This is a genomic window from Salipiger aestuarii (assembly GCF_003259905.1).
Lineage (GTDB): Bacteria > Pseudomonadota > Alphaproteobacteria > Rhodobacterales > Rhodobacteraceae > Salipiger > Salipiger aestuarii.
In genome coordinates, this window is the sequence record NZ_QLMG01000017.1 from 40,728 (window position 1) to 65,130 (window position 24,403).

Consider the following 24,403-nt stretch of genomic DNA (forward strand, 5'->3'; position numbering starts at 1 on the left):
ACAATGCTGAGCCGCACCGCAGATCACCTGTACTGGATGGCCCGCTATCTCGAGCGCGCCGAAACCACATCCCGTCTGCTGGAAGTCGGGGCGCGCACCGCGCTGTTGCCCGACCCGTCGGGGGGGTATCGCAACGATTGGGAAGCCGTGCTTCAGGCCAAGGGCACGCTTGAGGAGTTCAAGGAAAAATACGGCGATACCAACCAGCGCAACATCGAAACCTGGCTGTTCTTCGATTCCGACAATCCGGCGTCGGTGCTGTCGTGCATCAACGCCGCGCGGGAAAACGCCCGCGTGGTGCGCACGGCGCTGACCTCGACGGTGTGGGATGCGATCAACAGTGCCTATCAGGAACTCAAGCAGTTGCAGCGGGTCGAACGCAGCAAGCTGATGGTCACCGATCTGACCGAATGGACGCAGCGTTTTTGCCATCTGGTGCGGGGCTGCATTTCGGCCACGCAACTGCGCAACGATGGCTATGCCTTCATGGGCATCGGCACCTCGATCGAGCGTGCCGACAACACCGCCCGGCTGATCGACGTGAAATACTACGTTCTGCTGCCGTCGCTCAGCTATGTCGGCTCGGGGCTGGACCAGTCGCAATGGGCGCTCCTGTTGCAGTCGATGACGGCTCAGCGCGCGTTCAACTGGTCCTATTCCGGCGAAATCACGGCGCAAAAGATCGCGCATCTGTTGATCCTGAACCGCAAGTTCCCCCGCTCGCTGCTGTCCAGCGTCCAGTGGACCTGCGATCACCTCGACGACATCGCGCAGAACTATGCCAACGGCACCCGTGCCCAGCAGGACGCGCATCAGCTGTTCGACGATCTGTCCCGCGCCACCGTCGATGACATCTTTGACGAAGGTCTGCACGAGTTTCTGCAACGGTTTGTCGCCCGCAACGCCGGGCTGGCCAACACGGTGCAGGATGTATATCTTCGGGGGATCCCCGCATGAGACTGACCGTTCGTCATACCACCCGCTACCGTTTCGAAGAGCCCGTGCGCGAGGTTGTCCAGTCGCTGCGGCTGTGGCCATGCGATTGCGCCTCGCAGAAAGTGCTGCGCTGGGACGTCGCGACCGAAGGCGCGCTGCGCGGCGCCGAATTTATCGACGGGGCGGGGGACCGCACCGCCTTGGCCAGCTGGCGTGGCCCCATTGACACGCTCAGCGTCGTTGTCACCGGCGAGGTGGAAACCTCGGATTTGTTCGGCGTCTTGCGCGATCATCGCGAAAAGGGACCAGCTTCGCTATATCTGCGTGCAACGCGACACATCAAGGCCGATCAGGATCTGCGGGATCTGGCGATCTCGGCGCTGGACGGCATGACATCCGCGACGGAACTTGACCGGGCCCATGCGCTTGCCGCGGCCGTCGGTGAGGCGATCGAATTCGCGCCGGGCGAAACCCGACCGCACACCACCGCGGCCGAGGCTCTGGCCGGCGGGAAGGGGGTTTGCCAGGATCATACCCATGCGCTGATCTCGGTCGCGCATGTGGCGGGCATCCCCGCGCGCTATGTCATGGGCTACCTTCAGGCGGGCGGCGCCGACGACCCGAACGAAGCAAGCCACGCCTGGGCCGAACTGTTCGTGCCCGAACTGGGCTGGGTCGGGTTCGATGCGGCCAATCGGTGCTGCCCGGACGAACGCTATATCCGCCTTGGGTCGGGTTATGATGCGCAGGACGCGGCCCCGATCCGCGGGCTTGTGCAGGGCAGTTCACCCGAGGAACACCTTGAGGTTGAAGTCGAGGTCACATCCGAGCAGCAGCAGCAATAGCGCGGCCCCGACTGCGCAACGCCATTGCCCCCCGCCCGGCGGCTCTTTATAGCCGTTGCGGTGCCGTTTGTGCAGGGGAGTCGCAATGACCTATTGCGTTGGATTGATGCTGGACGCGGGGATTGTCCTGTTGTCCGATACCCGAACGAATGCGGGGCTCGACAATATCGCGACCTATCGCAAGATGTTTCTGTTCGAAACACCGGGCGAGCGGGCGATAGGGATCATGACGGCGGGGTCCTTGTCGATCACGCAGACGACCATGGCGCTGCTCAACGATGCCATCGAGGAGCCCGAAAACGACAAATCCATTCTGCGGGCGCCGACGATGCTGCAAGTGGCCGAGATCGTTGGAAATACACTGTCCGACGTGACTGCTGAAGTCTCCGCGAAGATGGAGCGGATGAGCCAGAGCGCCAGCGCGTCGATGATCGTGGCGGGACAACGCAAGGGCGGACCCATGCGCATGTTCCTGATCTATCCCGAGGGCAATTTCATCGAGGCGACCTCGGACACCCCGTTTTTGCAAATCGGAGAGCACAAGTACGGCAAGCCGATCCTCGATCGGGTGATCGACCCGTCCACCACGTTGGAAGATGCTGAAAAGGCTGTGCTCTTGTCCATGGATTCGACGCTTCGGTCAAATCTGAGCGTGGGCATGCCACTGGATTTCGCGATCATCGAAGCCGACAGTTTCAGGATCGGCCGGCGGCGTCGGATCGAAGCCGATGACGAAGGGTTCGCACGCATGAGCCACGCCTGGTCTGATGCGTTGCGCAGCGCTTTCCAGCAGATTGATCCAAGCTGACGACGGGTCCAGCCGACGACGGGACCAACTGACGAGCGGCGCGCTGACGAGCATTCCCGCTGACGGTGCCACGCGTCAGGTTGCGACGACACCGGGCCGCGCTTTTTGTGCCGCCGCGTGCATATCCGGCCGATCTTTCGGGAAGAGACCGGCGAACCGGGCCCGTGCAACAGTTTTTCAAAAAAGCGTGATCTCACCGTGGCTTGGCGGCGGCGGCACCTTGACGGTCGGTGCAATGCGCTCGACCTCTCCGGGCACTATATATTGTTTCACGCGCCCGTCTGTCGGCCAGAAACGGATGCGTCTTGCGGCATGGCCCCCGATGCTTTCGGACGCGACCGGGATGCCTTCGTTTTGCAGGAACTCCTTTGCGAATGCAGTGTTCGACGTGCCGATGTCGCGCAAGTGAGACAGCATCTTGGCACCGCCGAAAAGCTTGGCCACCAGGCGATTTTTCTGGGCGCCTTGCTTGAGCATGTTGTTGATCAGTAATTCCATGGAGTAGGCACCATACCGGATATCCTCTCCTTCGGCGCCGGATCGGCTGGGAAGGAGAAAATGATTCATGCCGCCAAGCCTTGCGACCGAGTCGGTCAGGCAGACGGCCGCGCAGGACCCCAAGACGGTGGACAGGACGCAATTAACGTCATTCGAGATATGATATTCGCCCTGAACGACATTCACGAGTGTTTCGTTAGCTTGCATCATGTTGTGGCCCTCCTTTGCGTTGCTCTGGGCGGGATCGCAGCGCAGGCACGCAGGATTTCGGGCCCGATCTTTTGCAGCGGCAGGCACCGACGTGCTGCGTCAAGTTCCATTGCGGCGCGGGGCATTCCGTAGACCGTGCTCGTCGCTTCGTCCTGGGCGATGGTGCAGGCGCCGGCATCGTGCAAGGCCTTGAGTCCCCGCGCGCCGTCGCGGCCCATTCCGGTCAACAATGCGGCCACCGCACGGCTTGCCCCCGGCACCGCAGACTGGAACATGGCATCTACGGAGGGCATGTGGCCGGAGATCGGCGTCCCGGCAAGCAGGGTGATGCGCATCGGGCGCCCGCCCCCAAGCCGCATATGCGCCCTGCTTCCTGCTGCAAGGGCGATCTGGCCGCGGCCGATCCGGTCACCATCCCGTGCGGCGCGCACTTCGGCTGCGCATTGCCTGTCAAGCAGTCGGGTCAAGCTTTCACCGAACCCGCCGCCGGTATGCTGCACGATGAAGGTCGGGGGACAATCGGGCGGAAAGCACGACAGCACCGAAATCAAGGCATCAACACCTCCGGTCGATGCGCCGATTAGAATAAACGCCCCAGAGTCCGCCATTTCAGCAGGGGGCGCCGGGTTTGTGATCGTTTGGCGCGCCGGTGATACGGCGCCGGACGCAGCGCCGTGTCGCCGAGATCTGCGTGTGACGGTTTGAAGTCGCTCAATCAGTTCCGCACCGCTGATGCTGCCGCTGATCGGAAAAAGATCCGAGTTCCGCTCCCACGGGGATTCCTGGTCGCGCCACCCTCCGCCGGTTTGATCGCTGATCACAAGCCAGCGCACATCCAAAGCGGAGAAGAGCGCGCGCATGACCTCGAATTCAGGTTCTCGCGCCAATTGGCCCGAGATCACGACGGCCATCGGTGTCTTCTCCTCAACCTCTGTGTAGGTTGCCATAAGATCACGCGTTTCGCTGATGATTTGAACCATCGGGGCGGCGCATAGGTCCGTCGCGATCTTTCGGCGCAAGCCCATGTCCGGGACTGCGATGATCAGCGTGATCGTGCTCATCCACGATACCTTTCTCATGTTAAACAGCGCCCCCAGGCATGATATGCTTTGAACCGATGCCGTCCCGATCGATTTCCGAAGCCGTCGGCGGCTGTACCGCCTTCAGTTTCGAGCCTAGTTTCGAAGTCAGAAAAGCTCTGGAGGGTTCGCGCTAAGTTCCTCATGGTCCGATCCGCTCAGGCGGCGACCGAGATCCCGCAGAGGAATTGCCGAAAGTTCCCTTGTCAGGTCGACGGTGTGATGATCGTCCAGCCTGGCGGCCAGCTTCTCAACGTAGGTGGCAAGTGCGTCGGTTGATTGGGCAAGCATGTCGAGCTCCTGAAGCGCCGTGATGGCCACGTTGCCAAGACGCGCGCTCCCGTCGGTATAGACCTCTTCCATTCCGTGCTCGAGCCGTTCAAGGCGTTGCTGAAGGTGCCGGATCTCTTGCGACAAGAGCCGGCCCGCCTTGCTAGGGGTCAAATGCGCGTCCGAAATGAGCATATCAGAGCTTCCCGACCACGCTCTCGATGCACTGCTTCATGGACTGCGACGTGAAGGGTTTCTTGATCATGTTGTTCAATCCCCATTTCTTCGCATCCGCTACCATTTGAGGAGTCGGTTTGCCCGTGACGAGGATGAAACCCATACGCTGGGTCGCCTGGTTTTTTCGCACGGCCTGCAACAGACCCAAGCCATCCATGTTGGGCATGTTGAAATCGGACAGAATCAAGTGAACTGGGCTTCCCAGAATTCGCGCAAGCGCCTTTTGGCCGTCATTTTCTGTCAGGTAGTTCTTGATACCAATCTCATCGAGTGCCTGAGTGATCAATCCACGGCTGGTGGCCATGTCGTCGACCACCATGACCCGGAGGGAATCCTTGAGACTCATTCTTTTCTCCTAATGCGCGGCGTTGCCCGTGTCGGCGCCGCCGTTCTTGCGGTAGGTGGTGACCCCGGCCGTTGTCAGGGTGGCGAGCGCGTCGCCGGTGACCCGCTCGGAATGACCGATGAACAGGTAACCGCCGGGGCGCAGCATGTCTGTGAAGCGCGCCCAGAGGCGTTTCTGCGTGTTCTGATCGAAGTAGATCGCTACATTTCGGCAAAAGATGGCATCGAACGGCCCCTTGAATGGCCACTCCTGCATCAGATTGAGCTCCGCAAAGGAGATCATATCGCGCATTGCCGCCGAAATCGCGACCTTGTCGGGGTCATCCGGGCAGGTTGTGGTCCACCGGCGCCGGAGATCTTCGGGGATTGTCTCTGCCTCTTCCTTGGGGTATTTCGCCGCACGAGCCCGGGACACAACTGCAGGGTCGATATCCGTCGCAAGGAGGCGCACATCTCGGCGCGCGCGCTCGGGTAAACTGTCATGAAGCGTCATCGCGATGGAAAAGGGTTCCTGGCCCGATGAGCACCCTGCCGACCATATCCGGACGCGCGCCTGCTGTGCCAATTCTGGCACCAGCTTTTCGCGCAAAGTCGCAAAATGATGCTTCTCGCGAAAAAAGCTGGTGACGTTGGTGGTAAGCGCGGAAATCAACTGCAATCGTTCGTCCGTCTCGTCCGTCTTCGTGAGCAATTTCATGTAGTCAGAGAACTCATTTACTTCTCGCGCCCTCAGCCGGCGGGCCAAGCGCGAATAGACCAGGGGCTTTTTACTTTCAGCCAGGGCGAGACCAAATTCCGAATGCGCAAGTTTGGCGAGCGCACGGAAATCAGCGTCGGTGAAACTGAATTCCCGAGTGTTCAGCCCCGCCGGGGCGGTGTTCATACTCCTCCTCCCATGTCGTTGACCAGCACTGCGTCAAGGTTAACGACTCGTACCATGTTCTCTCCGACTGAGATCACGCCGAGGATTGCCTGGCGTGCTGCCTCGGATTTGATATCGGGGGTTTCCTGAATTGCCGATTTCGCGACGGAAAGAATTTCTGATACAGACTCCACGAGAAGGCCGATCGTTGTGCCGCCAGCAGCGGCGACAATCACGACGTTGCGCTCGTTGTCCGGTGTCTCGCCAAAACCAAATCGCGCAGCCAGATCGAAGATGGGGATTACCGCACCGCGCAGATTCATGACACCGAGAACATCCGCCGGAGTGTGCGGCAACTTGGTGACGGGCGTCCAACGTCGGATCTCGCGGATCTGCGTGATTTCGAGGCAAAAACTTTGCTCGCCCGAGGAAAAGGTGATGAATTCGAACTGGGTTTCGGTCGGCGCTTCGGTGACATCAAGCATGACGCAGCTCCATTCTGGGGGGGGATGCGGGTGGACTGTAGTGAAGACCCGGATGAAGTTTCACAAGTTCGTCTGGATCGAGAATAAGAGCGATCTTGCCATCGCCGAGGATCGTTGCGGCAGAAACGCCAGGGATGGCGCCATAGTTGCTTTCGAGGCTTTTGATTACGACTTGGCGTTGATCGTGGATCGCTCCGACGCGGAGCGCCGTGAGGCCTTGCCCCTCAGTACTGACAAGAAGAAGTACACCGCCGTTGATGTCCCTTGCGCCGCCGGACAGCCCAAGATTGCGCGCGACATCGACAATCGGAACATAGGATCCGCGAACGGAAATAACTTCTCCGTCGGTGCCAATGCAGTGCAGATCACGACGACTGGGTCGAATGGTCTCAATTATGGACGCGATCGGTATTACCATTGTTTGGTCTGCGATCGAAATGACGAACCCGTCCATCACCGCAAGCGTGAGAGGAAGAACAATGGTGAAGGTTGTTCCGCTGCCAGGGCTTGTCGTGATCGAGACACGTCCGCCAAGGGCGGCGACGGCGTTTTTCACGACGTCCATACCTACGCCGCGCCCCGATAGGTTCGATACTTCGGATGCGGTCGAGAAACCGGGCATAAAGAGAAGGTTGTCGATCTCTTGATCCGAAAGCTCGGTATCGGGCGGAACAAGGCCTTTCTCGATACCTTTTTCAAGAATGCGCGGGCGGTTCAGGCCAGCGCCATCGTCCGCAATCTCGATGAAGACGCTTCCGGATCTGTGAGATGCCGATAGGCGAATCGTCCCGATTGCTTCCTTGCCAGCTTCGACCCGCTTTTCCGGACTTTCAAGCCCATGATCGACAGCATTGCGCACCATGTGGGTCAACGGGTCCGCAAGCCGTTCAATTACCGTCTTGTCAACCTCGGTCGAGTCGCCGACGGTGATCAGCTTGGACTTTTTGCCCGTCGCTTCCGAGGCTTCACGGACAATGCGGGACATTCTTTGGAACAACGGCTTGACCGGTTGTGCGCGAATGGCCATCACGCCTTCCTGAATGTCACGCGCCAGAAGCTTGTATGCTTCCAGTTCGTTGGTCAAATGGGCAACAGCGGGAAGTTCAAGCTCTTCTATACGCTGTGAAATCATCGCCTGATTGATGATCAGCTCGCCCACGGTGTTGATCAGCCGGTCGACTCGGTCGAGATCGACACGCAATGTCGGCTTGGGGCCGCGAGGTTCATCGCGCGAGGGAGCAACCTGTTTAGAGGCTGATTTCTGGCTGGGTTCCGTCATTTTGGCGTCAGGCGCCGGTCTCGTTTCGGGGGGGGGCGATGCCATCGCGGGGTCCGGCGTTCCATGCGCCTCCGCCATGCTTTGCGGCTCGGGCAGCATCTCGACATCTGGAAGAGCGGCCTCATCAACCGATATTTCCAGGTCGCAGAGTGAGTCCACGAACTCAAAGACCTCATGCAGCACGGTTTCGTCTTCTGAAGTGTCCAGCGCCAGGGTCCAGTCGAGAACTGCACTGTCTGGATCGAAGGCGTCGAAATCCGGCACCCCGGACAGATCCGCCTTGACTGACAGCGTCCCAAGTTCGGCGAGCGCGTCAAACAGGAGCAGCGGTTCGTGACCGTTGGCGTAAAGCGCCGCGGTCGGTTTGAAGCGGATATTGAAGCGCCTCAGGGATGGCCCGGCGTCAGCCTCGGGCAGGTCGATCTGCGGGGCATCGAAGTCCAGCGTCACCGCCGCGAAGTCGAAGTCCTCCTCCTCGGGCTGATCACCAAGGTGTGCGTCAAGCTCTTTGATGATCGCCGCTTCGGATTCTGCGTCGGGTTCGCGGTCGTCGCGCGCGGCTTCGACCAGATCGGCAAGCTGGTCGCCCGAACGGTGGAAGAGTAGCATCAGCTCTTCGTCCACCTTGATTTCCTGTGACCGGACCTTGTCCATCACAGTCTCGAAAATATGGGCGAAGCCCACAAGCCGGTTGAGACCGAAGGCCCCGGCGCCGCCTTTTATGGAGTGCACAGAGCGGAAAACCGCGTTGACCACGTCCATGTCTTCGGCGTTTTCCTCCATCGCCGACAGGCCTTCGACCAAAGCTTCGAGAAGCTCTTCGCATTCTTCAAAAAAGGTATCGCGAATGGAATTCATCGACATGGTTACACCGCGTGTCCAGTGAGTCTGCGCAGAACCGACACCAGCGAGGCGTCGTCGAAGGGCTTTACGATCCAGCCCGTGGCACCGGCTTCACGGGCGCGGGTTTTCAGGTCCTGGCCGCTTTCGGTGGTGAGCACGATGATCGGAACGGTGGTTCGGTTCGGTCCCTTTCGCAGGGACTCGATGACCCCGAACCCGTCCAGGTTCGGCATGTTTATGTCGGTGATGACGACATCGGGTTCGACTTCCGAGAACTGTTCGACCCCTTCGACCCCGTCGCTGGCGGAGTGGTATTCGAAGCCGGCACCCTCCAGCGAAACGCGCAGCAGGTTCCGGATGGTTCGGGAATCGTCGATCGCGAGGACTTTGGTTGTCATTGAATCGGGTCCTTGTCGAAGTGATCGGAAGCGAGGCCCAGGCGTTCAAGCCCGGCGCGGAAGGTGTCGTTCGCCTCTGTCAGGCGGAAGGCCAGCCCTTCTTTGGCCCACTGCTTTCGTGCGACGAGCAGCAGTTGCAGGCGGTGCGCATCGATCCGACTGACGTCGCGCGCCGAAATCGTGACGGGCGCATGACGGGCCCCAAGCAGGAATGGCACCAACGCGTCTTCGCCATTGCGATTTCGCGCGGGTTCCAGGATGTGAACGTGATCTTCGGGCATCGTGTGAAAGGCCCCTCTGGCAGCGTCGCGGATGAAACTACCGGCGGCGGAGGTCGCCGCCGGATCAACAAAAGGAATACGTCCGGGGTCTTAACAAACCGTTCTGGCAATCACTGAATCCTGACCCGCTTGCAGCGCGCGTTCGATCGGCCCAGAACGGTGTCCGTGACGAAGGAGACGGACATGACGCGCAACGGCGGAAAACTCGTGGTGGATTGCCTGACGGCGCTGGGGGCGCGCCGGGCCTTTGGCGTGCCGGGGGAAAGCTATCTGGCGGTGCTCGACGCGCTTCCGGGCAGTGGAATCGACTTTGTGAATTGCCGTCACGAGGGCGGGGCCGCCTTCATGGCCGCCGCCCATGGCAAGCTGACCGGCCAGCCGGGTATCTGCATGGTGACACGCGGTCCGGGTGCCACGAACGCGTCTATCGGCGTGCATACGGCGATGCAGGACAGCGCGCCGATGATGCTGCTGGTCGGCCAGATCGGCACCGAAATGCGCGAACGCGAAGCCTTTCAGGAGGTGAACTACCGGGCGGTCTTTGGCTCCATGGCGAAATGGGTCACGGAGATTGACGATATCGATCGGGTGCCCGAACTTCTGTCACGCGCATGGATCATGGCCACAGCGGGGCGTCCGGGGCCTGTGGTCGTGGCGCTGCCTGAAAATATGCTGATGGATCAGACCGATGTCAGGCCTTCAGGCGGGCCGGTGCAGGTGTTTCGCCCGGCGCCCGCGGCCGAGTCCATTGAGGCGACGAAGGCGCTTCTCGCCACGGCCGAACGCCCTCTGATCATCCTTGGCGGTGCGCCCTGGGCCCGTGCGGCAAGCGAAGCGCTGCAGCGATTCGCCGAAGCTTCGGACATCCCGGTGGTGTCGTCGTTCCGGTATCAAGACCAGTTCGACAACAACTCGCCGACCTTCTGCGGAGACGCCGGCGTGGGCATGGCCGCCGGGGTCAAGGCGTTGCTGCGCGACGCCGATGTGATCCTCGCTCTGGGCACGCGGTTTGGCGAGAACATGACCGACGGCTACCGCCTGCTACAGGTCCCGGACCCGGTACAGAAGATCGTTCATGTGCATGTTTCCGATGCCGAAATAGGCAAGGTCTACCGACCTGCCATCGGCATTCACGCCTGCCCGGAACGCTTTGCGCGCGCGCTCGAAAGCGCGCTCGTCGGCCCTTGGGGCGAATGGCGGGAAGCGGCCCGCTCATCTTACTTGAATTTTATCGACCAGGCTCCGGCACAGCCCGGCCCGGTCGACATGGTCACGATCTGCGCCGCGTTGCGGCAGCGATTTGAAACGGGCGATCTGGTGCTGACCAACGGGGCGGGTAACTTTGCGGTCTGGTCGTCGCGGTTTTTCCGGTTTCGACCGGGCATGCGACTGCTGGCGCCGCAATCGGGGTCAATGGGGTACGGGCTGCCCGCTGCCGTCGCGGCCAAGCTGGAACGCCCCGAAAGCACCGTGATCTGTTTTGCGGGCGACGGCGATATCCAGATGACGATGATGGAATTGGCGACCGCCCGTCAGGCCGGGGCCGCAGTCATCGTCATCGTCGTGAACAATGGCACTTATGGCACGATCCGGGCCCATCAGGAACGGGAATTTCCTGCACGGGTCAGTGGAACGGAGCTGATGAACCCGGACTTCGCCGCCATCGCGCGGGCCTGTGGCATGCACGGCGAGCAGGTGAACGACACCGCCGCGTTCGGAGACGCATTTGATCGGGCTATGGCCTCGCCCACGGGCGCGGTTCTGGATCTTGCGGTTTCCAAAGAGGCGTTGACGCCCTATCGCACGTTGACCCAGATCCGAGACGGTTCCTGAGATCGCGCTGCGCCGCCCGTTCGGCACCGCCGGGGGCCGGGCGAGTGTGGGACAGACGGTCATCAGCCGGTCCGACGCAGCCGCTCCTGTTCGAACAAGAAAGAGGCGTCGCCATCGACCGCCTGGACCACGCCATGCCCGCCTGCGCGGGCCAGATCCAGTGCCGCGCCCGCGCGGGTCAGCAGCGTATCGCGATCCGCGACGCCATCGCTGACGGCCAGACCGACCGACAGGCCGACCCCTCTGCCACGAACCAGAACCCGATCGTTCACGGCGGCGCGAAGCCTGGCGGCAATCTGCCACGCCTGCTCTTCGGTGCTGCCGGGCAGCCATGCGGCAAAAGTCTCTCCTGAAAGTCGGGCGAGCGTGTCGTCATGCGTCAGCGGGCGCAACAAAACCTGCGCGGCATGGCGCAGCAGCCGATTGGCCCCGGCGGTACCCAGCGAATCGACCAGCCCGGGAAAGCCGTCGATCCGCGCGTAGATCAGCGCGCCGACGCCGCGCACTGGCACGGCTGCGCCAAAGCCCAGGCGATTGCACAGCCCTGTAAGGGCATCCTTTTGCGCCTTGCGAAACACCTTGTGCGGAGTGGCGGCCGGTGCACGGCCGATCTGTGCCGCGCGCGGTCGCCCGTCGCTTTCGTCAAGCAGGGCGGCCAGCATGCGCTCGATCTGTGAATTCGGTCGGCGTGCGCCCGCCCTTTCAAGCAGATAATACAGCAGCGCGACGGCACAGATCGCGGATGCCAGCCCGGCGATGATACACACGCCCAGCAATGTCTGCCGGGCGGCGATTCCTCCGGGAAGCAAGGCCGCAGCCCCGATCACCACCGGGACCGGGGCAATCGGCGCCGCAAGCGCAATCATCAGCACCCGCCGCGTTGTCGGCGCCGCAGGCCAGGCGGTCAGCGACGCGGCTTTCGACAAAACGTCTGCCGCGCGGAAACGGAATCGCATGGATCTTCTCCCGCAGTGAAACGGTGGAAGGTTTCACCAAAGCCCTTTAAGGTGAGGTTAAGAACCCCCGCCATTCAATGATCCGCCCCGCATTTATCGCAGCAGAGGCCGTTCAACGGATAAAATCTGCAACCCGGCAGGTTTTTCAGCCCCGTGTCGGGCCGACCGCCACCGACACTGCCGCAAGCGCCCCGCGGGGGCTGGACAGGAGGCCGGCGGAGCGGGTGATGTTTTCAGTCGCCCCGCGCCCGGTGGTTTTGCCTGCCGCGGCTGGGGCACGGCGCAGGCTGATCGCCAGGTGCGCCGCAACACCCGCCTGCGGTTCCATGGTCTCGCCCGGAATCAGGCGCGACAGCCGGTCCAGAGTCGCGTTGACGGGGGCCTTGACAGCCCGGTTCTCTCTGGGCGCGCGGCCATCCTCTGGACGGGGGCCTTTGACCGTCCGTGACAAGGCGGTTTTGCAGAAAGACCGGGAAAGGTGGCGCGAGGCTTGAAGCCGCGCTGAAAACCGTCAGAGGACCGCCGATGTCCAGCATGACAGCGCTTCTGCGCGCCGCGCCGCGCCGCGCCGGGCGTGCCGGCCGATGGCGGCATGGACGAAAAAGACCGGCGTGCCCGACGCCAACCTGACCGCCGCCGCAGCGACGCGCGCGCGACGGCAGCGCCCAGCCCCGCCCTCGTCTCGATCATCGAACGCGCGGCGGCTCCCGGATTGGGAACGGATCGAATGGCGGAAGCTGCGCATCCTCCACCTTGGGTACACCGTGATGGCGTCGCTCTGGCGCGATGCGGGCGCCGACCCCGATGTCAGCATGCGAACCTGCGCGGCACGCCGGCGGGCGGCAAGGTCCGCACAGTGATGGGCGTTGAGGCGCAGGCGGGCCCGCGACCGGGCTGCGCGCCTACCGCGCGGTGACGCAGCAACGGTTCGCCAATCGGTTTCTGGACCACCGCGCCGCCGGCATCGCGACCGGTGCTCGGAACCGCAAGTACGGGCGGATGATGGGTGTCGCGTCGCAAGGCATCGCGGCGGGCGTCCATCCGCATTTGCAAAATTATGCGCGGCCTGGTGCGGCCAGGCCCACAGCGCCGTCACCGCATGTCTGCCCCAGGCGCCCGCGCGCACCTCCTTCGCCGGCTATCCGCACCCGGATGGCGGGCGGGGATGCAATATTTCATTGGCATCCTGGTTCGGCGAATCATTCAAGCCCCGCGTGCAATGCCATCACCGCCGATCCGAACCGCGTGCTGCCGCCGAAATCCCCCCGGCGTCGGGCGCGTCGCGTCCATTGTGCACGACCAGGGACATGGCATGTCCAGCCGGGGCGAGGGGATCAACGCGCCGATGCGCAGGCGCAAGAGCGATCGCGACCATCCGAAACTTGGCGATGGACATTGCAGTCGCGGAGGTGGGTACGTTGATCCTGTCGGAAACCCCCGAAATCCATGGGGCCGAGCACATGCTGGCCGCCCGTGCAGCGCCCGAAACAAGGGTCAAGATCGAAACGGTGATCGACCGGTGGCGCGACTGCGCCGCGGCGAGCGGAGCGTCGTTGGACAAGACTTCCAAGCTCCGGCGACAAGACGGGCGGGCGACCCCCATTCTGGAAAAATCGGTCGGGGCGGTGGCCAAGGGTGGCCTTGCACCGCTGATGGGCGCCCATGCCTATGGTAAACCGGAACGGCACCGTCGGCTTTGTCTATGTGGGCAGCCCCGGATACGATCAGGGCGCGGTCACCGGGCAGGCGGCGTCGGGCGCCACGCTGACGGTCGTTTCCACCGGCTGCGGATCGTGCTTTGGTGCCAGGCCCGCGCCGCGGAACAAGCTGGCGTCCAACAGCGATCTGGCGCGGCGCGGGCCCGAGGCCATCGACATCGACCGCGGCGTGGTGATCGAACAAGACGTGTCGCTGTCCTTGACGATCGGTGCGATGCCGCAAGGCGCGTTGCGTGGGCATCGCCCGGGTCATCACGCGCGCGGAATCAAACACTGGGAACGCAAGGCCGGGAACCAGACACCCGGCCCCGGTCGCACTGCGCGTGACTGCGACCGGGGCACAACACCTTCGGTCAAAGCCGCGTTTCCGTGCAATATTGGCGTTGCGTAAAGGTTTTCATGGCTTTACCTGATCGCGCCCCGCGTCGGGGTCAGGCAGGGGGGATGCTGACATGCCATCGGATCTGGGAAGCGATTTTCGCACACCGACCGTACTGGAGGTGGGCACCACCTACAGCCTGTCCGGTCCGGGCGCCGGGATCGGCGGCTGGTTCACCTTTTGGGCCGAAGCGGAACGCACCTATACCGTGGTGCTGACCACCGGCAATGATATCCTGCGCAACGCGCTTTTCACCCTTGATACCGAAACCACATGGTCCGCGCCGGCCGGGGTCACATGGCCGGGCGCCGCCGACACCTTCGCGGCGGACGGCGCGGTCGCGATCACCGATCCGGTGGTCGACTGGGGTGACCGCTACGACCGCGTGACGCTAGAGACCGCAGGGCGGGACCACCCGTTGTACGATCTGGGCGTCTATACGCTCGATGATTTTTCGGGCTGGTACACCTCGGTCGTGGGGGTCTGGTCGCGGGTGTTCTCATCCTCCTATGGCGCCTATTTCGGCGGCACGCTCGACGGGGCGACGGCGTATACCTACGAGATCACGGTGGTCGAAGGCGACGGCAGCGGTTTCGTGCGCGACGACTGGGGCGACACGCCGGAAACCGCGGCGCAGATCACCGCCGCGCCCACCGCGTCGCTGACCGCGCCCGACATCGTCGTCAGCGGCGAGCTTGAAGCGGGCGGTGATGTCGATGTGTTCAGCGTCACCCTGCGGGCGGGGTTCGAATACGACATTCACGTCGGCAGCGCGGTCGGGCCGACCACCCGCGTTGCGCTTCGGGACATCGACGTCGATCTCAACGAGGCCAGCAGCCTGCCGGGCGGAGGGCTGGGGATCTGGCTCGGCTCGGGGCATTACGAGCCGCTGGGCGGCAGCACCAGCGGCGGCGTGGCTGTGGCGGGCCTGTCGCTTGACATCGCGCCCTATTGGGACGCGGGCGAAGAGATCGAGGTCTTCATCACCGTGCAAAGCGATCCGCCCCCAGGCCGGACGGGCTGGGGCATCGGCGGGTACGAGATCTGGATCTCGCCCGCCGACGACCACGGCGGCAACCGGCTGACCCCGGACACAATCGAACGGCCGGGGCGGCGGACCGGTCATATCGACGACACGGGCCCCGACGCCCGGGCCAACATCCTTGGCGAAGAAGACTGGTTCGAGATCGAAGGCGGCGTTGTCGATGGCTATACCTATGTCGCCACGGTGACCCCCGAGAGCGACACCCTGCGGTCGCTCGACGTGTCACTCTACAACGCCATGGGGGGGCTGGTGGTCACGCCCCGCCAGGACTTTCTGATCTACAAGGCCCCCGCCACCATGCGCGCCTTTCTTGCGGTCGAGGCGACTTTCGATGCGCAGATCGGCGATTACACGCTGGAACTGGGGCAATACGCGGGCAAGGTGCGGATCTTTGACGGGATCCGTGCCGAAAACGCCACCGGCACGGACCGCGCCGACTGGTTCTTGCTGGGCGCGGGCAACGATACCGCACGCGGCCACGGCGACCATGACGAGATCGACGGCGAGGGCGGCGCCGACCGGCTCTACGGCAACGCCGGGGCGGACACGCTGTCGGGCGGCGCGGGCAACGACCTGCTCAGCGGCGGCGACGGGTGGGACCGGCTGCTGGGGGACGGCGGCGCTGACAGGCTGTACGGAAACGCCGGGGCGGACACGCTGTCGGGCGGCGCGGGCAACGATCTGCTCAGCGGCGGCGACGGGTGGGACCGGCTGCTGGGGGGCGGCGGCGCTGACAGGCTGTACGGAAACAGCGGCGTTGACCGGCTTTTCGGGCAGGATGGCAACGATACACTGAACGGCGGGGTGGGGCGCGACACGGTGAACGGCGGGGCGGGGCGCGACCGGCTGCTTGGCGGCGACGGCGCGGATGTTGTCACCGGCGCGGGCGGCGCGGACACGCTGTTCGGCGGGCGCGGCGACGACCGGCTGTTCGGCGGTGATCTGGCCGACAGGCTGTCGGGCGATGGCGGCAACGATCTGGCCAACGGCGGGCGCGGCAACGACACGTTGCTGGGCGGCGATGGAGCCGACACCCTGTCCGGCCTTGACGGGGCTGATTCGCTCATGGGCGGGCGCGGCAACGACCGCCTGCTGGGGGGCAACGGCAATGATGTGCTGCGCAGCGGCGATGGCGATGACACGCTGTTCGGGGGGCGCGACCGCGACCGGCTTGACGGCGGCGCGGGCGACGACCGTATCGATGGCGGAGGGGGGGACGACCGTATCCTCGCCGGGGCCGGCGCTGACCGCGTGAACGCGGGCGCGGGCGACGACGTCATCGTCTGGCGGTCCGGCGATACGCTGATCGACAGCATTGATGGCGGTGACGGGCAGGATGTGCTGCGGCTGCTGCTCACCCCGGAACAGGCGGCCGACCCACGCTTTGTCACCGACCTTTCCAACTGGCACTCGCGCATCGGGATGGACAGCATCATCGAAGTGGATTTCGTGACTCTGGGCCTGTCCCTCGACGGGATCGAGGCGATCGAGGTGGTGACAGGCACCGAAGGACTGATCGCGGGCGACGACGTGCTGGCATTGAACGAGGAAAACAAGGGCCGTGGCTTTACCGGTAACGTGCTGACCAACGACGCGGCAAGCGATCCGCTGGCGCCGCTTGTCGTGGCCCGTGTCGCGGGGGCGGCGGACAATGTCGGGGCCGACATCGCGGCCACCTACGGCAGCTTCCGCATCAACCGGGACGGAAGCTACGTCTATACGCTTGACGGCGATGCGCAGTCGCTTGACGCGCTTAACGGCGGGCAGGTGGTGACGGACAGCGTATACTACATGATCTCGGATGCCAGCGGCGCCCGCAGCGCCCGGTTGTCGGCAACGATATATGGAATCAATGACACGCCGGTGCTGTCGAGTGCTGCGCTGACCCTGTCCGAGGACTCTGGCGAGGTCACGCTTGACGTGATCCCGCTTGGCGATGATCGGGATGCCGAAGACGGGCCGGAAACCCTTGTCTATACCGCCACCACCGCCGCCACTCAGGGCGCGTTGTCGCTGGTGGATGGCGTGCTGCGCTATGCGCCCGGCAGCGATTTCCAGTCCCTGTCCGAAGGCCAGGCTCAGGAGATCGTGGCCACGCTGATCGCGACCGACAGCCAGGGCCATGGTGCCACATCGCAGGTGACGATCACGGTCGAAGGGCGCAACGACGCCCCCACCATGCGGGACGAAGCCGGCTTTGTCCCGACCACCGCGTCAAGCCAGACCGTGAACCTGGCCCGGCTTGGGTCGGACATCGACACCGACGGCTATTCCAGTGCGCTGTCCTACGCGGTGACGCAGGCGCCGCAGGCGGGCACCGCCGAGATTTCCGGCCAGTCCCTGCTGTTCAGACAGGGGGACGATTTCGCCGCGCTGATCCACGGTGAGCTGCGCACGGTCGACATCGGGGTGCAGGTTACCGACATCCACGGCGCCACCGGCGCCGGTACCATCAGCATTACGGTTTACGGGCTGAACGATCTGCCCATCGTCACCGACGGCAGCCTGATCGCGACAGAATCCGGCGGCGCGGCGACGCTTGACCTGGCGACGCTGGCCGACGATCCCGACGCCAACGAAGGCCCCGAAACGCTGCGCTACGAGATCGCGCAACAGCCCGCGCTGGGCAGCGCCCGGCTTGATGGGCGGGTGCTGAGCTTTGATCCCGGTTCGGATTTCGTGGCGCTTGAAGACGGTGACAGCCAGCAGGTGGACATCGGCTTTGTCGTGCGCGACGCAAACAATTTTCCCGTCTTCGGGACCGTGACCGTGACGGTGCTGGGGGGCACGCGCAGCCCTGCGCCGCTCGGCGACGCAGCGCATGCGGCGGGCAGCGCCGAGGCCCGGCAGGCGAGCCTTTCGGTCGCGTCGCCGGATGAGCTTTATGACCATAGCATCGACGATGCCCTGGTCTACGCCGGGTACGGGGGGGCGGCGGCATGCGGACTTGTTCACGCCGCGGCCGACGCCTTTGCGCTTTACGATGCGGCAGACGGGATGGACGGCGGCATGATTGACCCGGCGCTGCCCGGCATCGACGTGTTCGAACTATGAACGGCGCCGGCCTGCGATCTGCGGTGGGGGACTACGGATGCCATCGCGATGCACGCAGGTCAGATCCACGTCATCCCGCCGTTCAGCCGCTTGCGCGCATCACCGGGCCGATGACGACCCCGACCGCCCGAATACTACGGGTATCCGGATCGACCGCCACGGGACCGTTCCCGCAGGGCGGCATTTCGGCGTCGGCCTCAGAAACGCGGGCGGCGTTCGCGGTGAAACATGACGCCGTAGCCGGGGCGATCACGCGGCTAAAGCCGTGATTGGCCAACGCAGAGACCGCGCCTCGGGTTGAAGACGACGCCGGGCGCGTGGTTGAATCCCTGGGGGTGTTCCACCAAGGCGAGCGGTACGAATTCGAAAACACCCTGACGTCCGACCCCGGCGCGCCAATGGCATCTGGCGGGCTTTATGGGCGTCGTCCCACGAAGCCGACCGCGGTTAGGGCGACACACTGGTATATGCCATCGTCAGGGGCGCTGGCCGATCCGCGCGAGGCGGATGCGATCCGGCAAAGGCGATCCGCACCCTCGCCGGCTAAGAAGTCACCCCGGTGCAAAAGGACCGCTATCTGCCAAACGGGCGGATGGCCCCCCGAAAACCTGCTGCCGGGGCCGCGCGGGTTCAACGCGGAACGGCTTGGCAATGCGGCGCAGACGGGCGCGCCCGAGGGAATATGCGTTCACTGCGAAGCGCGATCACGTCGCAGCGCGCCCGCAAATCGGGCGCGCGCTGCGCGGCCATGAGGGGGCTTTGATAGAAATTTGCCGGCATGCAGATCGCGCAGGAACCGGCGCGGATGCTGCTGTACCGCCCCAGAACAGACGGGCACCGGGCTTTTCGGCGCAGGAATAGGGCGCGGGCCACGCCGATCTGCAACCGCGCCGGGACCGATGGCGCCAACCGGGGGGCGATCATGGCGGCACGGCTATTGCGACGAACATCCAGTGGAACACTGTCTCCGCAGGACGCGGCCGCAAGATCGCGGGCGCAGCCGTGTGCCGTCGCAGTCCGGCGCGCGGCGGCGCGTCGGCCACCGACATGATGATGCGCGAACGCGCCGGATTTCGCATGGCGCCGTTCGGTCTGTTCGACCTGACGGGCATCGACGCGTCCGGCGCGGTGGCGGGAACGGCCCACCCGCAGCACTTCGGCAACCCGGGCTACTGCGGGGGATCGCGGCGGGGCCGCATGGCGAAAAGATGGGCGACTGATGCGGGCAGTGCGCCCGGGGGAGCGCAGCCTCATCGCGACCGCGCTACCGGGACGGGGCCGCGGGCAGCGCCGCCAGGGGCTATTCTGTGGATCGCACCGACGGGTTTGAGACATTCTCCAGGCTAGATGTGCCGCGTCGCTGCATTGCCGGGCCGGTGGGGCTTGGGTGCCGCCACGGGCCGCCGGTGCTGGGGTCCGGCTCGGGGGGCTGGCGGTGCCTGCGTACAGATCGGCGCCGAGGTCCTGCGTCGGTTGATGCGGCGCCTCGAACCGCGGCGCGTTCTCCAGCGAGCCGGGCGCCGACCGACCAACCCGAGTCCAGATCCGGGCTGGGCCCGGCCGGTTCACAGGTGGTCAAGAACCGCGCCCGCTGGCCAGCGTCAACCGGATCGCACAGCGCCTTAGGCGCAAGCCCTGCCCGTCGCGGACCGCATCGGGGCGCACAGGGCATCGCGCTGATGCGGATCAGGGCGATCCGCTGATGGGTTTTGACAGCGACAAGACGGGGGTCGATGCCCAGGTCGCTGTTCATCATGGCTTCGACGGTTCAGCTCTGGGCAAAAAGCGGACGTAGCCGAGAGAGCACGTCATCGGTGTCTGCCCCCTGCGGGTGGGCCTGGCGTGACGCGGGCGAACGCGGGGTGCCGAAATCAAGCGGGATGCCGGGCGTAAGATACGCGCCCGCACCGGGCTGCGCGACGCGGGCGAACAGCGGGTTCGCCTCGGAACAGGTGGGATCGTCCCGCACCAGTTCGGTGATGGTCTGATACGGACCCCACAGCACCCGATGGCGCGTCAGCGTCGCGGCGACGCTGGCGTGGTCACGAGCGGAAAACCACTGCGCGAGCCGCAGCTTGATTGGCTCGCGCGCGGTCCAGCGACCGGCGTCGGTCGTAAGATCGACATCGAAGGCGCGGGCAAGGTGATCCATCGCGTCGGTGGTTCCGGTGGCCTCGGTCAGGGCATGCCACTGACGGTTGGACAGCGCCGCGACCATGACGCGCCGCCCGTCGCGGGTGGCGAAATCGCTGCCGAAGGCACCGAACACATCGTTGCCGGTGGGCTGTCGGGCGGGGCCAAGTTCGGCCTCGGCCAGCATTCCCAGGTTGCCCAGCATCCACAGCGCGCAGTCTTCGAGCGATAGCTCAATCAGCCCGCCCATGCCTGTCTCGCGCCGCCGCCGCTCGGCGGCCAGCAGACCCGAGGCGGCGAGCAAACCGCAGACCGCATCCCAGGCGGGCAGCATCTGGTTCACCGGCGCATCCGCCCGTGCCCGCCCGGTCAGAAAGGGCAGTCCGGTGCGCGCCTGGATGGTGTAATCTATCGCGCCGCGCCCGTCATGGGTGCCCCGGATCGCCAGCATGATCAGATCGGGGCGGTGCTCGCGCAGGCGGTCGTAATCCAGCCAGCCAGTATCGGGGCGGTTGGTCACCAGCATGCCCGCGTCTTGCACAAGGGCGCGCGCCGTGCGCTGGCCGTCCTCATGGCGCAGGTCCAGTTGGACCGACCGCTTGGCCTTGTTCAGACCCTGCCAGTACAGGCTTTCGCCTTCGGGACTCAGCGGCCAGCGGGCGGCGTCCGGACCGCCGCCGCGCTGGTCGATGCGGATGACCTCGGCCCCCATCTGGGCCAGCGACAGCCCCGCGAGGGGGGCGGCGATAAAGGCCGAGATTTCGACCAGCTTCAGCCCCTTGAGAATGTCGGTCATGGCTGCGTCTCCTTGCGGTGATCCGGAAAACTGCGCATGCGCGCCTTTTGCTCATCGGCGTCGAACAGCAGTTGCATGCCGGGCGACAGATCGGCGCCGCGCAACACCGTCTCTTTTGTCAGCCGAACCAGCGCGTCGGCGCGGTTCTGCGGCACGAGGACGGCGTCGTTGGGGTGGACTTCGTGAATGCCGGTCATCGGGCCTCCTCCCCGCTGTTGTTCCTTCCAAATCAATGCTATAACGCCGCATCGCAGAACTTGACAGTGGTTTGTGCGGTGAACCCGGATATTCTCGTGCTGCAATCGCGGCACGCGTCGCCGTCCCGACAAGATGAGCTCCCATGCCCGAGGTTTTCATCTGCGCCTATGCCCGCACCGCCGATCACCCGCGCGGATCATGGGCTTCGATCCGGCCCCCGCCATTGGCAAGCTGCTCGACCGGACGGGGATGACGCTGGACGCCTTTGACGTGATCGAACTGAACGAGGCATGCGCCGCGCAGGCGCTGGCCTGTACCCGCGCCCTGCGGATCGAGGATGCGGATCTGCACCTTAACCCCAAGGGCGAAGCCATCGCGCTGGGCCATCCGCCGGGGGCGTCGGGGGCGCGGATCGTGGGCACGGCGGCTTTGGAATTATCTTTGACATCGGCGCGTTATGCTCAATCGGCGTCGGGCAGGGGATCGCGCCGGCGCTGGAGCGGGCATGGTGCGGCCTCGCGCTGCACCGCAGCAGCTTCGATATTGGTACCGCATGGCGAAACCCGGTAGTTAACCATAATCCGGGCAAGATCGGATCGGATTTGGCGAACCTCGCACTTCGGGGGTCACACGTCCAACGGGCCCCCGGTTCCGCGCCGTCCGGGAAGCGGGAAACACGCCACGTCAACCACGACCCCGAGGCGCTGCCGACGGGCGCGCGGCTGCGCCCCGACAACAGCTATCGCGATCCGACCGCCAGGCCTTGGGAGCTTCTGGCGCCGGCCAGGACCCGGGCGCGGCGCAGATGCCCTGTGCAACCGCCGCCACCGCCGGCTGCGGATCGGCGTCGCAACGCTGGTCCTTGTCCTCGCCTTCTTGTCGGTCCGGCAGGTCGCGTGATGTCTTTCGTGTCGGATTTCTTTATCGGAGAACCGTCCGAGATTGCCGTTGACCTCTGGTCCTGAGAGGCGTCGGGCGCGCGTGCTCTTTCTGGTGTAGGCAAAAGTGCGGTCGGTCAGCCGCGAACAGATCGTCGTCCTGAAACTGATGGATGCGCCCGAACATCATAGTTCGCGCAAGACGGGGCCGCCGTCGGCGGTGACACGGGGCACACCGCGCCACGATCTGCGGCCCTTCAGGAGGACGCGGCATCGGCCTGCGGCAGCCTGAAACCACGAGAGCAGGAGAAGACCCGATGTCTTTCACCGGCTGGATGAGAGGGCCAGTGCTTGTCGCGCTGTGCACGTTCAGCGCGGCGGCGACCGCTGCGGAGGGCACGAAGGCCGGCATCGCGACTTCGTCTGCCGTTGAGGTATACTGCCGCGATATGTGGCGGATGCGATGGGATATTTCGACAAAAGGGGCTGGAAGTCACCACCGGGACGGGGAAATCCGGCGCCATCATGGCGACGGTCATCGGCGGTCATGCGGCCCCGCCGGGAAAGCGGCTGCGCGTGCGGTTGGCGAACGCCACGAGCGACAGCATCACCGGCACTTCGACCAGTACGCCCACCACCGTGGCAAGCGCCGCGCCAGAGTTCAGGCCGAACAGCGAAATCGCCACCGCCACTGCCAGTTCGAAAAAATTGGAGGTTCCGATCATCGCGCAAGGCGCTGCGATTCTGTGAGGCACGCGCAGCGCATAAGCCGCGCCATAAGCCAGCGCGAAAATGCCATAGCTCTGGATCACGATGGGCACCGCGATCAGCGCGATCACGGCCGGACGGGCAAGGATCACCTGGCCCTGCAACCCGAACAGAATGGCGACTGTCGCCACCAGCCCGACCATGGACAGCGGTTTGACGCGCGCCGAAAACCGTTCGATCGCCGCGTCCGTTCCCAGCACCCTGCGGGTCACGAGGCCGGCAAGCAGCGGCAGCACGACATAAAGCACCGTCGCGATCACCAGAGTGTCCCACGGAACCGCGATCTCGGTCACTCCGAGCAAAAGCGCCACGATGGGCGCGAAGGCCACCACCATGATAAGGTCGTTCACCGACACCTGCACCAGCGTATAGGTCGCATCCCCGCGCGTCAGCTGGGACCACACGAACACCATCGCGGTACAGGGCGCCGCGCCAAGCAGGATCAGCCCGGCGGTGTACTGCGCCGCATCCTCTGGCGTCAGCCAGGGCGCAAAGACGTGGTCAAAGAACAGCACCGCCAGCAGCGCCATGGTAAAGGGCTTGATGAGCCAGTTCACCGTCAGCGTGACCAGCAGGCCCCTGGGCTGGCGTGCCACTCCGGCGACCGCGCCGAAGTCGACCCCCACCATCATCGGATAGACCATCGCCCAGATCAGGACGGCGACAACAAGGTTGATCGACGCGACCTCGGCGCCCGCGATGGCGCTTATCAGACCCGGCGCCAGCGCACCGATCCCGATGCCCGCCACCATGGCAAGCGCGACCCACAGGGTCAGAAGTCGTTCAAAGGGGCCCATCGGGGCAGGGGCGTCGGGCATTGGACCTCTTGGGATGCACGATTGACTTGTCATTTCGCGGAATACCGAATTGGGTTTCTGGTATGCCTTCGGGGGCGGGCTTGTCAATATACGTCATTTCGCGTATTTACGAAACATGGATCAGCCTCTTGCCATCGACGCCTTCGCCGCGCTTGCCCATGACACGCGGCTGTCGGTGTTTCGCCTGCTGGTGCGGCGCGGCCCCGGCGGCACGCCCGCGATGGAACTTGCGCGCTTGCTCGACCTGAGGCCCTCGACCCTGTCGGGGCACCTGTCCGCGCTCAGACGGGCCGGGCTGGTCACCACGCAACGCCATCACCGCGAGATCCGCTATGCTCCGAATTTCGAAGCTGTGGGCGGGCTGGTCGCCTTCCTTTTGCACGAATGCTGCGGGGGGAAAGCGGGCGATTGCCTGCCCGGGCTCTAGCGGCGCGAAACCCCTCGCCGCCGC

Annotated in this window: 21 protein-coding genes and 2 pseudogenes; 10 read left to right on the forward strand and 13 right to left on the reverse strand. The window is 64.5% G+C overall.

The window, feature by feature from the left end; genetic code table 11:
• The first annotated feature begins 3 nt into the window (after positions 1-3).
• The 3 genes from ATI53_RS10710 (at position 4) to ATI53_RS10720 (ending at position 2,589) form a co-directional block, all read left to right on the forward strand.
• Positions 4-957, forward strand: coding sequence for an alpha-E domain-containing protein (locus ATI53_RS10710; protein ID WP_009506148.1), 954 nt, complete (start codon positions 4-6; stop codon positions 955-957).
• Positions 954-1,781, forward strand: a complete 828-nt coding sequence (locus ATI53_RS10715; protein WP_111550384.1) for a transglutaminase family protein — start codon at positions 954-956, stop codon at positions 1,779-1,781. Before ATI53_RS10710 ends, ATI53_RS10715 begins: the two co-directional genes overlap by 4 nt.
• A gap of 85 nt (positions 1,782-1,866) precedes the next feature.
• Positions 1,867-2,589: a proteasome-type protease gene (locus ATI53_RS10720; RefSeq protein WP_009506152.1), complete on the forward strand. Its 723-nt coding sequence runs from the start codon at positions 1,867-1,869 to the stop codon at positions 2,587-2,589.
• Between the two features lie 177 nt (positions 2,590-2,766).
• Here the strand turns inward: ATI53_RS10720 and ATI53_RS10725 are convergent, their stop codons facing one another.
• The 9 genes from ATI53_RS10725 to ATI53_RS10765 form a co-directional block, all read right to left on the reverse strand.
• Positions 2,767-3,297 carry a chemotaxis protein CheD gene (locus ATI53_RS10725; protein WP_009506153.1) on the reverse strand — a complete coding sequence of 177 codons (531 nt, stop codon included), beginning with the start codon at positions 3,295-3,297 and terminating at the stop codon, positions 2,767-2,769.
• Positions 3,294-4,376 (reverse strand): CheB methylesterase domain-containing protein, encoded by a 1,083-nt coding sequence (locus ATI53_RS24290; RefSeq protein WP_311135991.1) that lies wholly within the window; start codon positions 4,374-4,376, stop codon positions 3,294-3,296. Before ATI53_RS24290 ends, ATI53_RS10725 begins: the two co-directional genes overlap by 4 nt.
• A 108-nt stretch (positions 4,377-4,484) precedes the next feature.
• The gene (locus tag ATI53_RS10735) at positions 4,485-4,841 is read right to left on the reverse strand and encodes a DUF8776 family protein (RefSeq protein WP_009506155.1); all 357 of its coding nucleotides are present in this window, start codon (positions 4,839-4,841) and stop codon (positions 4,485-4,487) included.
• Between the two features lies 1 nt (position 4,842).
• Positions 4,843-5,229: a response regulator gene (locus ATI53_RS10740; protein ID WP_034453243.1), complete on the reverse strand. Its 387-nt coding sequence runs from the start codon at positions 5,227-5,229 to the stop codon at positions 4,843-4,845.
• A 9-nt stretch (positions 5,230-5,238) separates the two neighbouring features.
• Complete coding sequence (locus ATI53_RS10745) at positions 5,239-6,111, reverse strand: CheR family methyltransferase (protein ID WP_009506157.1); 873 nt, start codon at positions 6,109-6,111, stop codon at positions 5,239-5,241.
• On the reverse strand, positions 6,108-6,575 hold the full coding sequence (locus ATI53_RS10750) for a chemotaxis protein CheW (RefSeq protein ID WP_009506158.1): 468 nt from the start codon (positions 6,573-6,575) through the stop codon (positions 6,108-6,110). Before ATI53_RS10750 ends, ATI53_RS10745 begins: the two co-directional genes overlap by 4 nt.
• Positions 6,568-8,718 carry a chemotaxis protein CheA gene (locus ATI53_RS10755; protein ID WP_111550385.1) on the reverse strand — a complete coding sequence of 717 codons (2,151 nt, stop codon included), beginning with the start codon at positions 8,716-8,718 and terminating at the stop codon, positions 6,568-6,570. Before ATI53_RS10755 ends, ATI53_RS10750 begins: the two co-directional genes overlap by 8 nt.
• Positions 8,719-8,720: 2 nt before the next feature.
• The gene (locus ATI53_RS10760; RefSeq protein ID WP_009506159.1) at positions 8,721-9,095 is read right to left on the reverse strand and encodes a response regulator; all 375 of its coding nucleotides are present in this window, start codon (positions 9,093-9,095) and stop codon (positions 8,721-8,723) included.
• Positions 9,092-9,313: an STAS domain-containing protein gene (locus tag ATI53_RS10765; RefSeq protein ID WP_240778565.1), complete on the reverse strand. Its 222-nt coding sequence runs from the start codon at positions 9,311-9,313 to the stop codon at positions 9,092-9,094. Before ATI53_RS10765 ends, ATI53_RS10760 begins: the two co-directional genes overlap by 4 nt.
• A gap of 246 nt (positions 9,314-9,559) precedes the next feature.
• Here ATI53_RS10765 and ATI53_RS10770 point away from each other — a divergent pair, with 246 nt between their 5' ends.
• Positions 9,560-11,209 (forward strand): thiamine pyrophosphate-dependent enzyme, encoded by a 1,650-nt coding sequence (locus ATI53_RS10770; protein WP_111550386.1) that lies wholly within the window; start codon positions 9,560-9,562, stop codon positions 11,207-11,209.
• Positions 11,210-11,271: 62 nt separating this feature from the next.
• On the opposite strand, the gene ATI53_RS10775 is transcribed toward ATI53_RS10770, so the two are convergent.
• Complete coding sequence (locus ATI53_RS10775) at positions 11,272-12,165, reverse strand: GGDEF domain-containing protein (protein ID WP_111550387.1); 894 nt, start codon at positions 12,163-12,165, stop codon at positions 11,272-11,274.
• Positions 12,166-13,553: 1,388 nt separating this feature from the next.
• On the opposite strand from ATI53_RS10775, the pseudogene ATI53_RS24360 reads away from it, so the two are divergent.
• From ATI53_RS24360 to ATI53_RS24365, 4 genes and pseudogenes are all read left to right on the forward strand, one after another.
• Positions 13,554-13,790: pseudogene (locus tag ATI53_RS24360) on the forward strand (altronate dehydratase); the annotation flags it as partial.
• A gap of 37 nt (positions 13,791-13,827) precedes the next feature.
• Complete coding sequence (locus tag ATI53_RS23880; protein WP_151521367.1) at positions 13,828-14,274, forward strand: UxaA family hydrolase; 447 nt, start codon at positions 13,828-13,830, stop codon at positions 14,272-14,274.
• Positions 14,275-14,335: 61 nt separating this feature from the next.
• Complete coding sequence (locus ATI53_RS24200) at positions 14,336-18,361, forward strand: Ig-like domain-containing protein (RefSeq protein ID WP_111550391.1); 4,026 nt, start codon at positions 14,336-14,338, stop codon at positions 18,359-18,361.
• Between the two features lie 1,053 nt (positions 18,362-19,414).
• On the forward strand, positions 19,415-19,708 hold the full coding sequence (locus ATI53_RS24365; RefSeq protein WP_375342735.1) for a hypothetical protein: 294 nt from the start codon (positions 19,415-19,417) through the stop codon (positions 19,706-19,708).
• A 421-nt stretch (positions 19,709-20,129) separates the two neighbouring features.
• Here ATI53_RS24365 and ATI53_RS10805 read toward each other — a convergent pair whose 3' ends face one another.
• On the reverse strand, positions 20,130-21,290 hold the full coding sequence (locus ATI53_RS10805; protein WP_111550392.1) for a CoA transferase: 1,161 nt from the start codon (positions 21,288-21,290) through the stop codon (positions 20,130-20,132).
• On the reverse strand, positions 21,287-21,487 hold the full coding sequence (locus ATI53_RS10810) for a hypothetical protein (protein ID WP_111550393.1): 201 nt from the start codon (positions 21,485-21,487) through the stop codon (positions 21,287-21,289). The genes ATI53_RS10805 and ATI53_RS10810 overlap by 4 nt, the downstream gene beginning before the upstream one ends.
• Before the next feature lie 187 nt (positions 21,488-21,674).
• Here ATI53_RS10810 and ATI53_RS23890 point away from each other — a divergent pair.
• A pseudogene (locus ATI53_RS23890) lies at positions 21,675-21,991 on the forward strand (3-oxoadipyl-CoA thiolase); the annotation flags it as partial.
• Between the two features lie 920 nt (positions 21,992-22,911).
• Here ATI53_RS23890 and arsB read toward each other — a convergent pair.
• Positions 22,912-23,952: an ACR3 family arsenite efflux transporter gene (gene arsB / locus ATI53_RS10820; protein WP_009503410.1), complete on the reverse strand. Its 1,041-nt coding sequence runs from the start codon at positions 23,950-23,952 to the stop codon at positions 22,912-22,914.
• Positions 23,953-24,067: 115 nt separating this feature from the next.
• On the opposite strand from arsB, the gene ATI53_RS10825 reads away from it, so the two are divergent.
• Positions 24,068-24,379, forward strand: a complete 312-nt coding sequence (locus ATI53_RS10825) for an ArsR/SmtB family transcription factor (protein WP_034451836.1) — start codon at positions 24,068-24,070, stop codon at positions 24,377-24,379.
• The last annotated feature ends 24 nt before the right edge of the window (positions 24,380-24,403 follow it).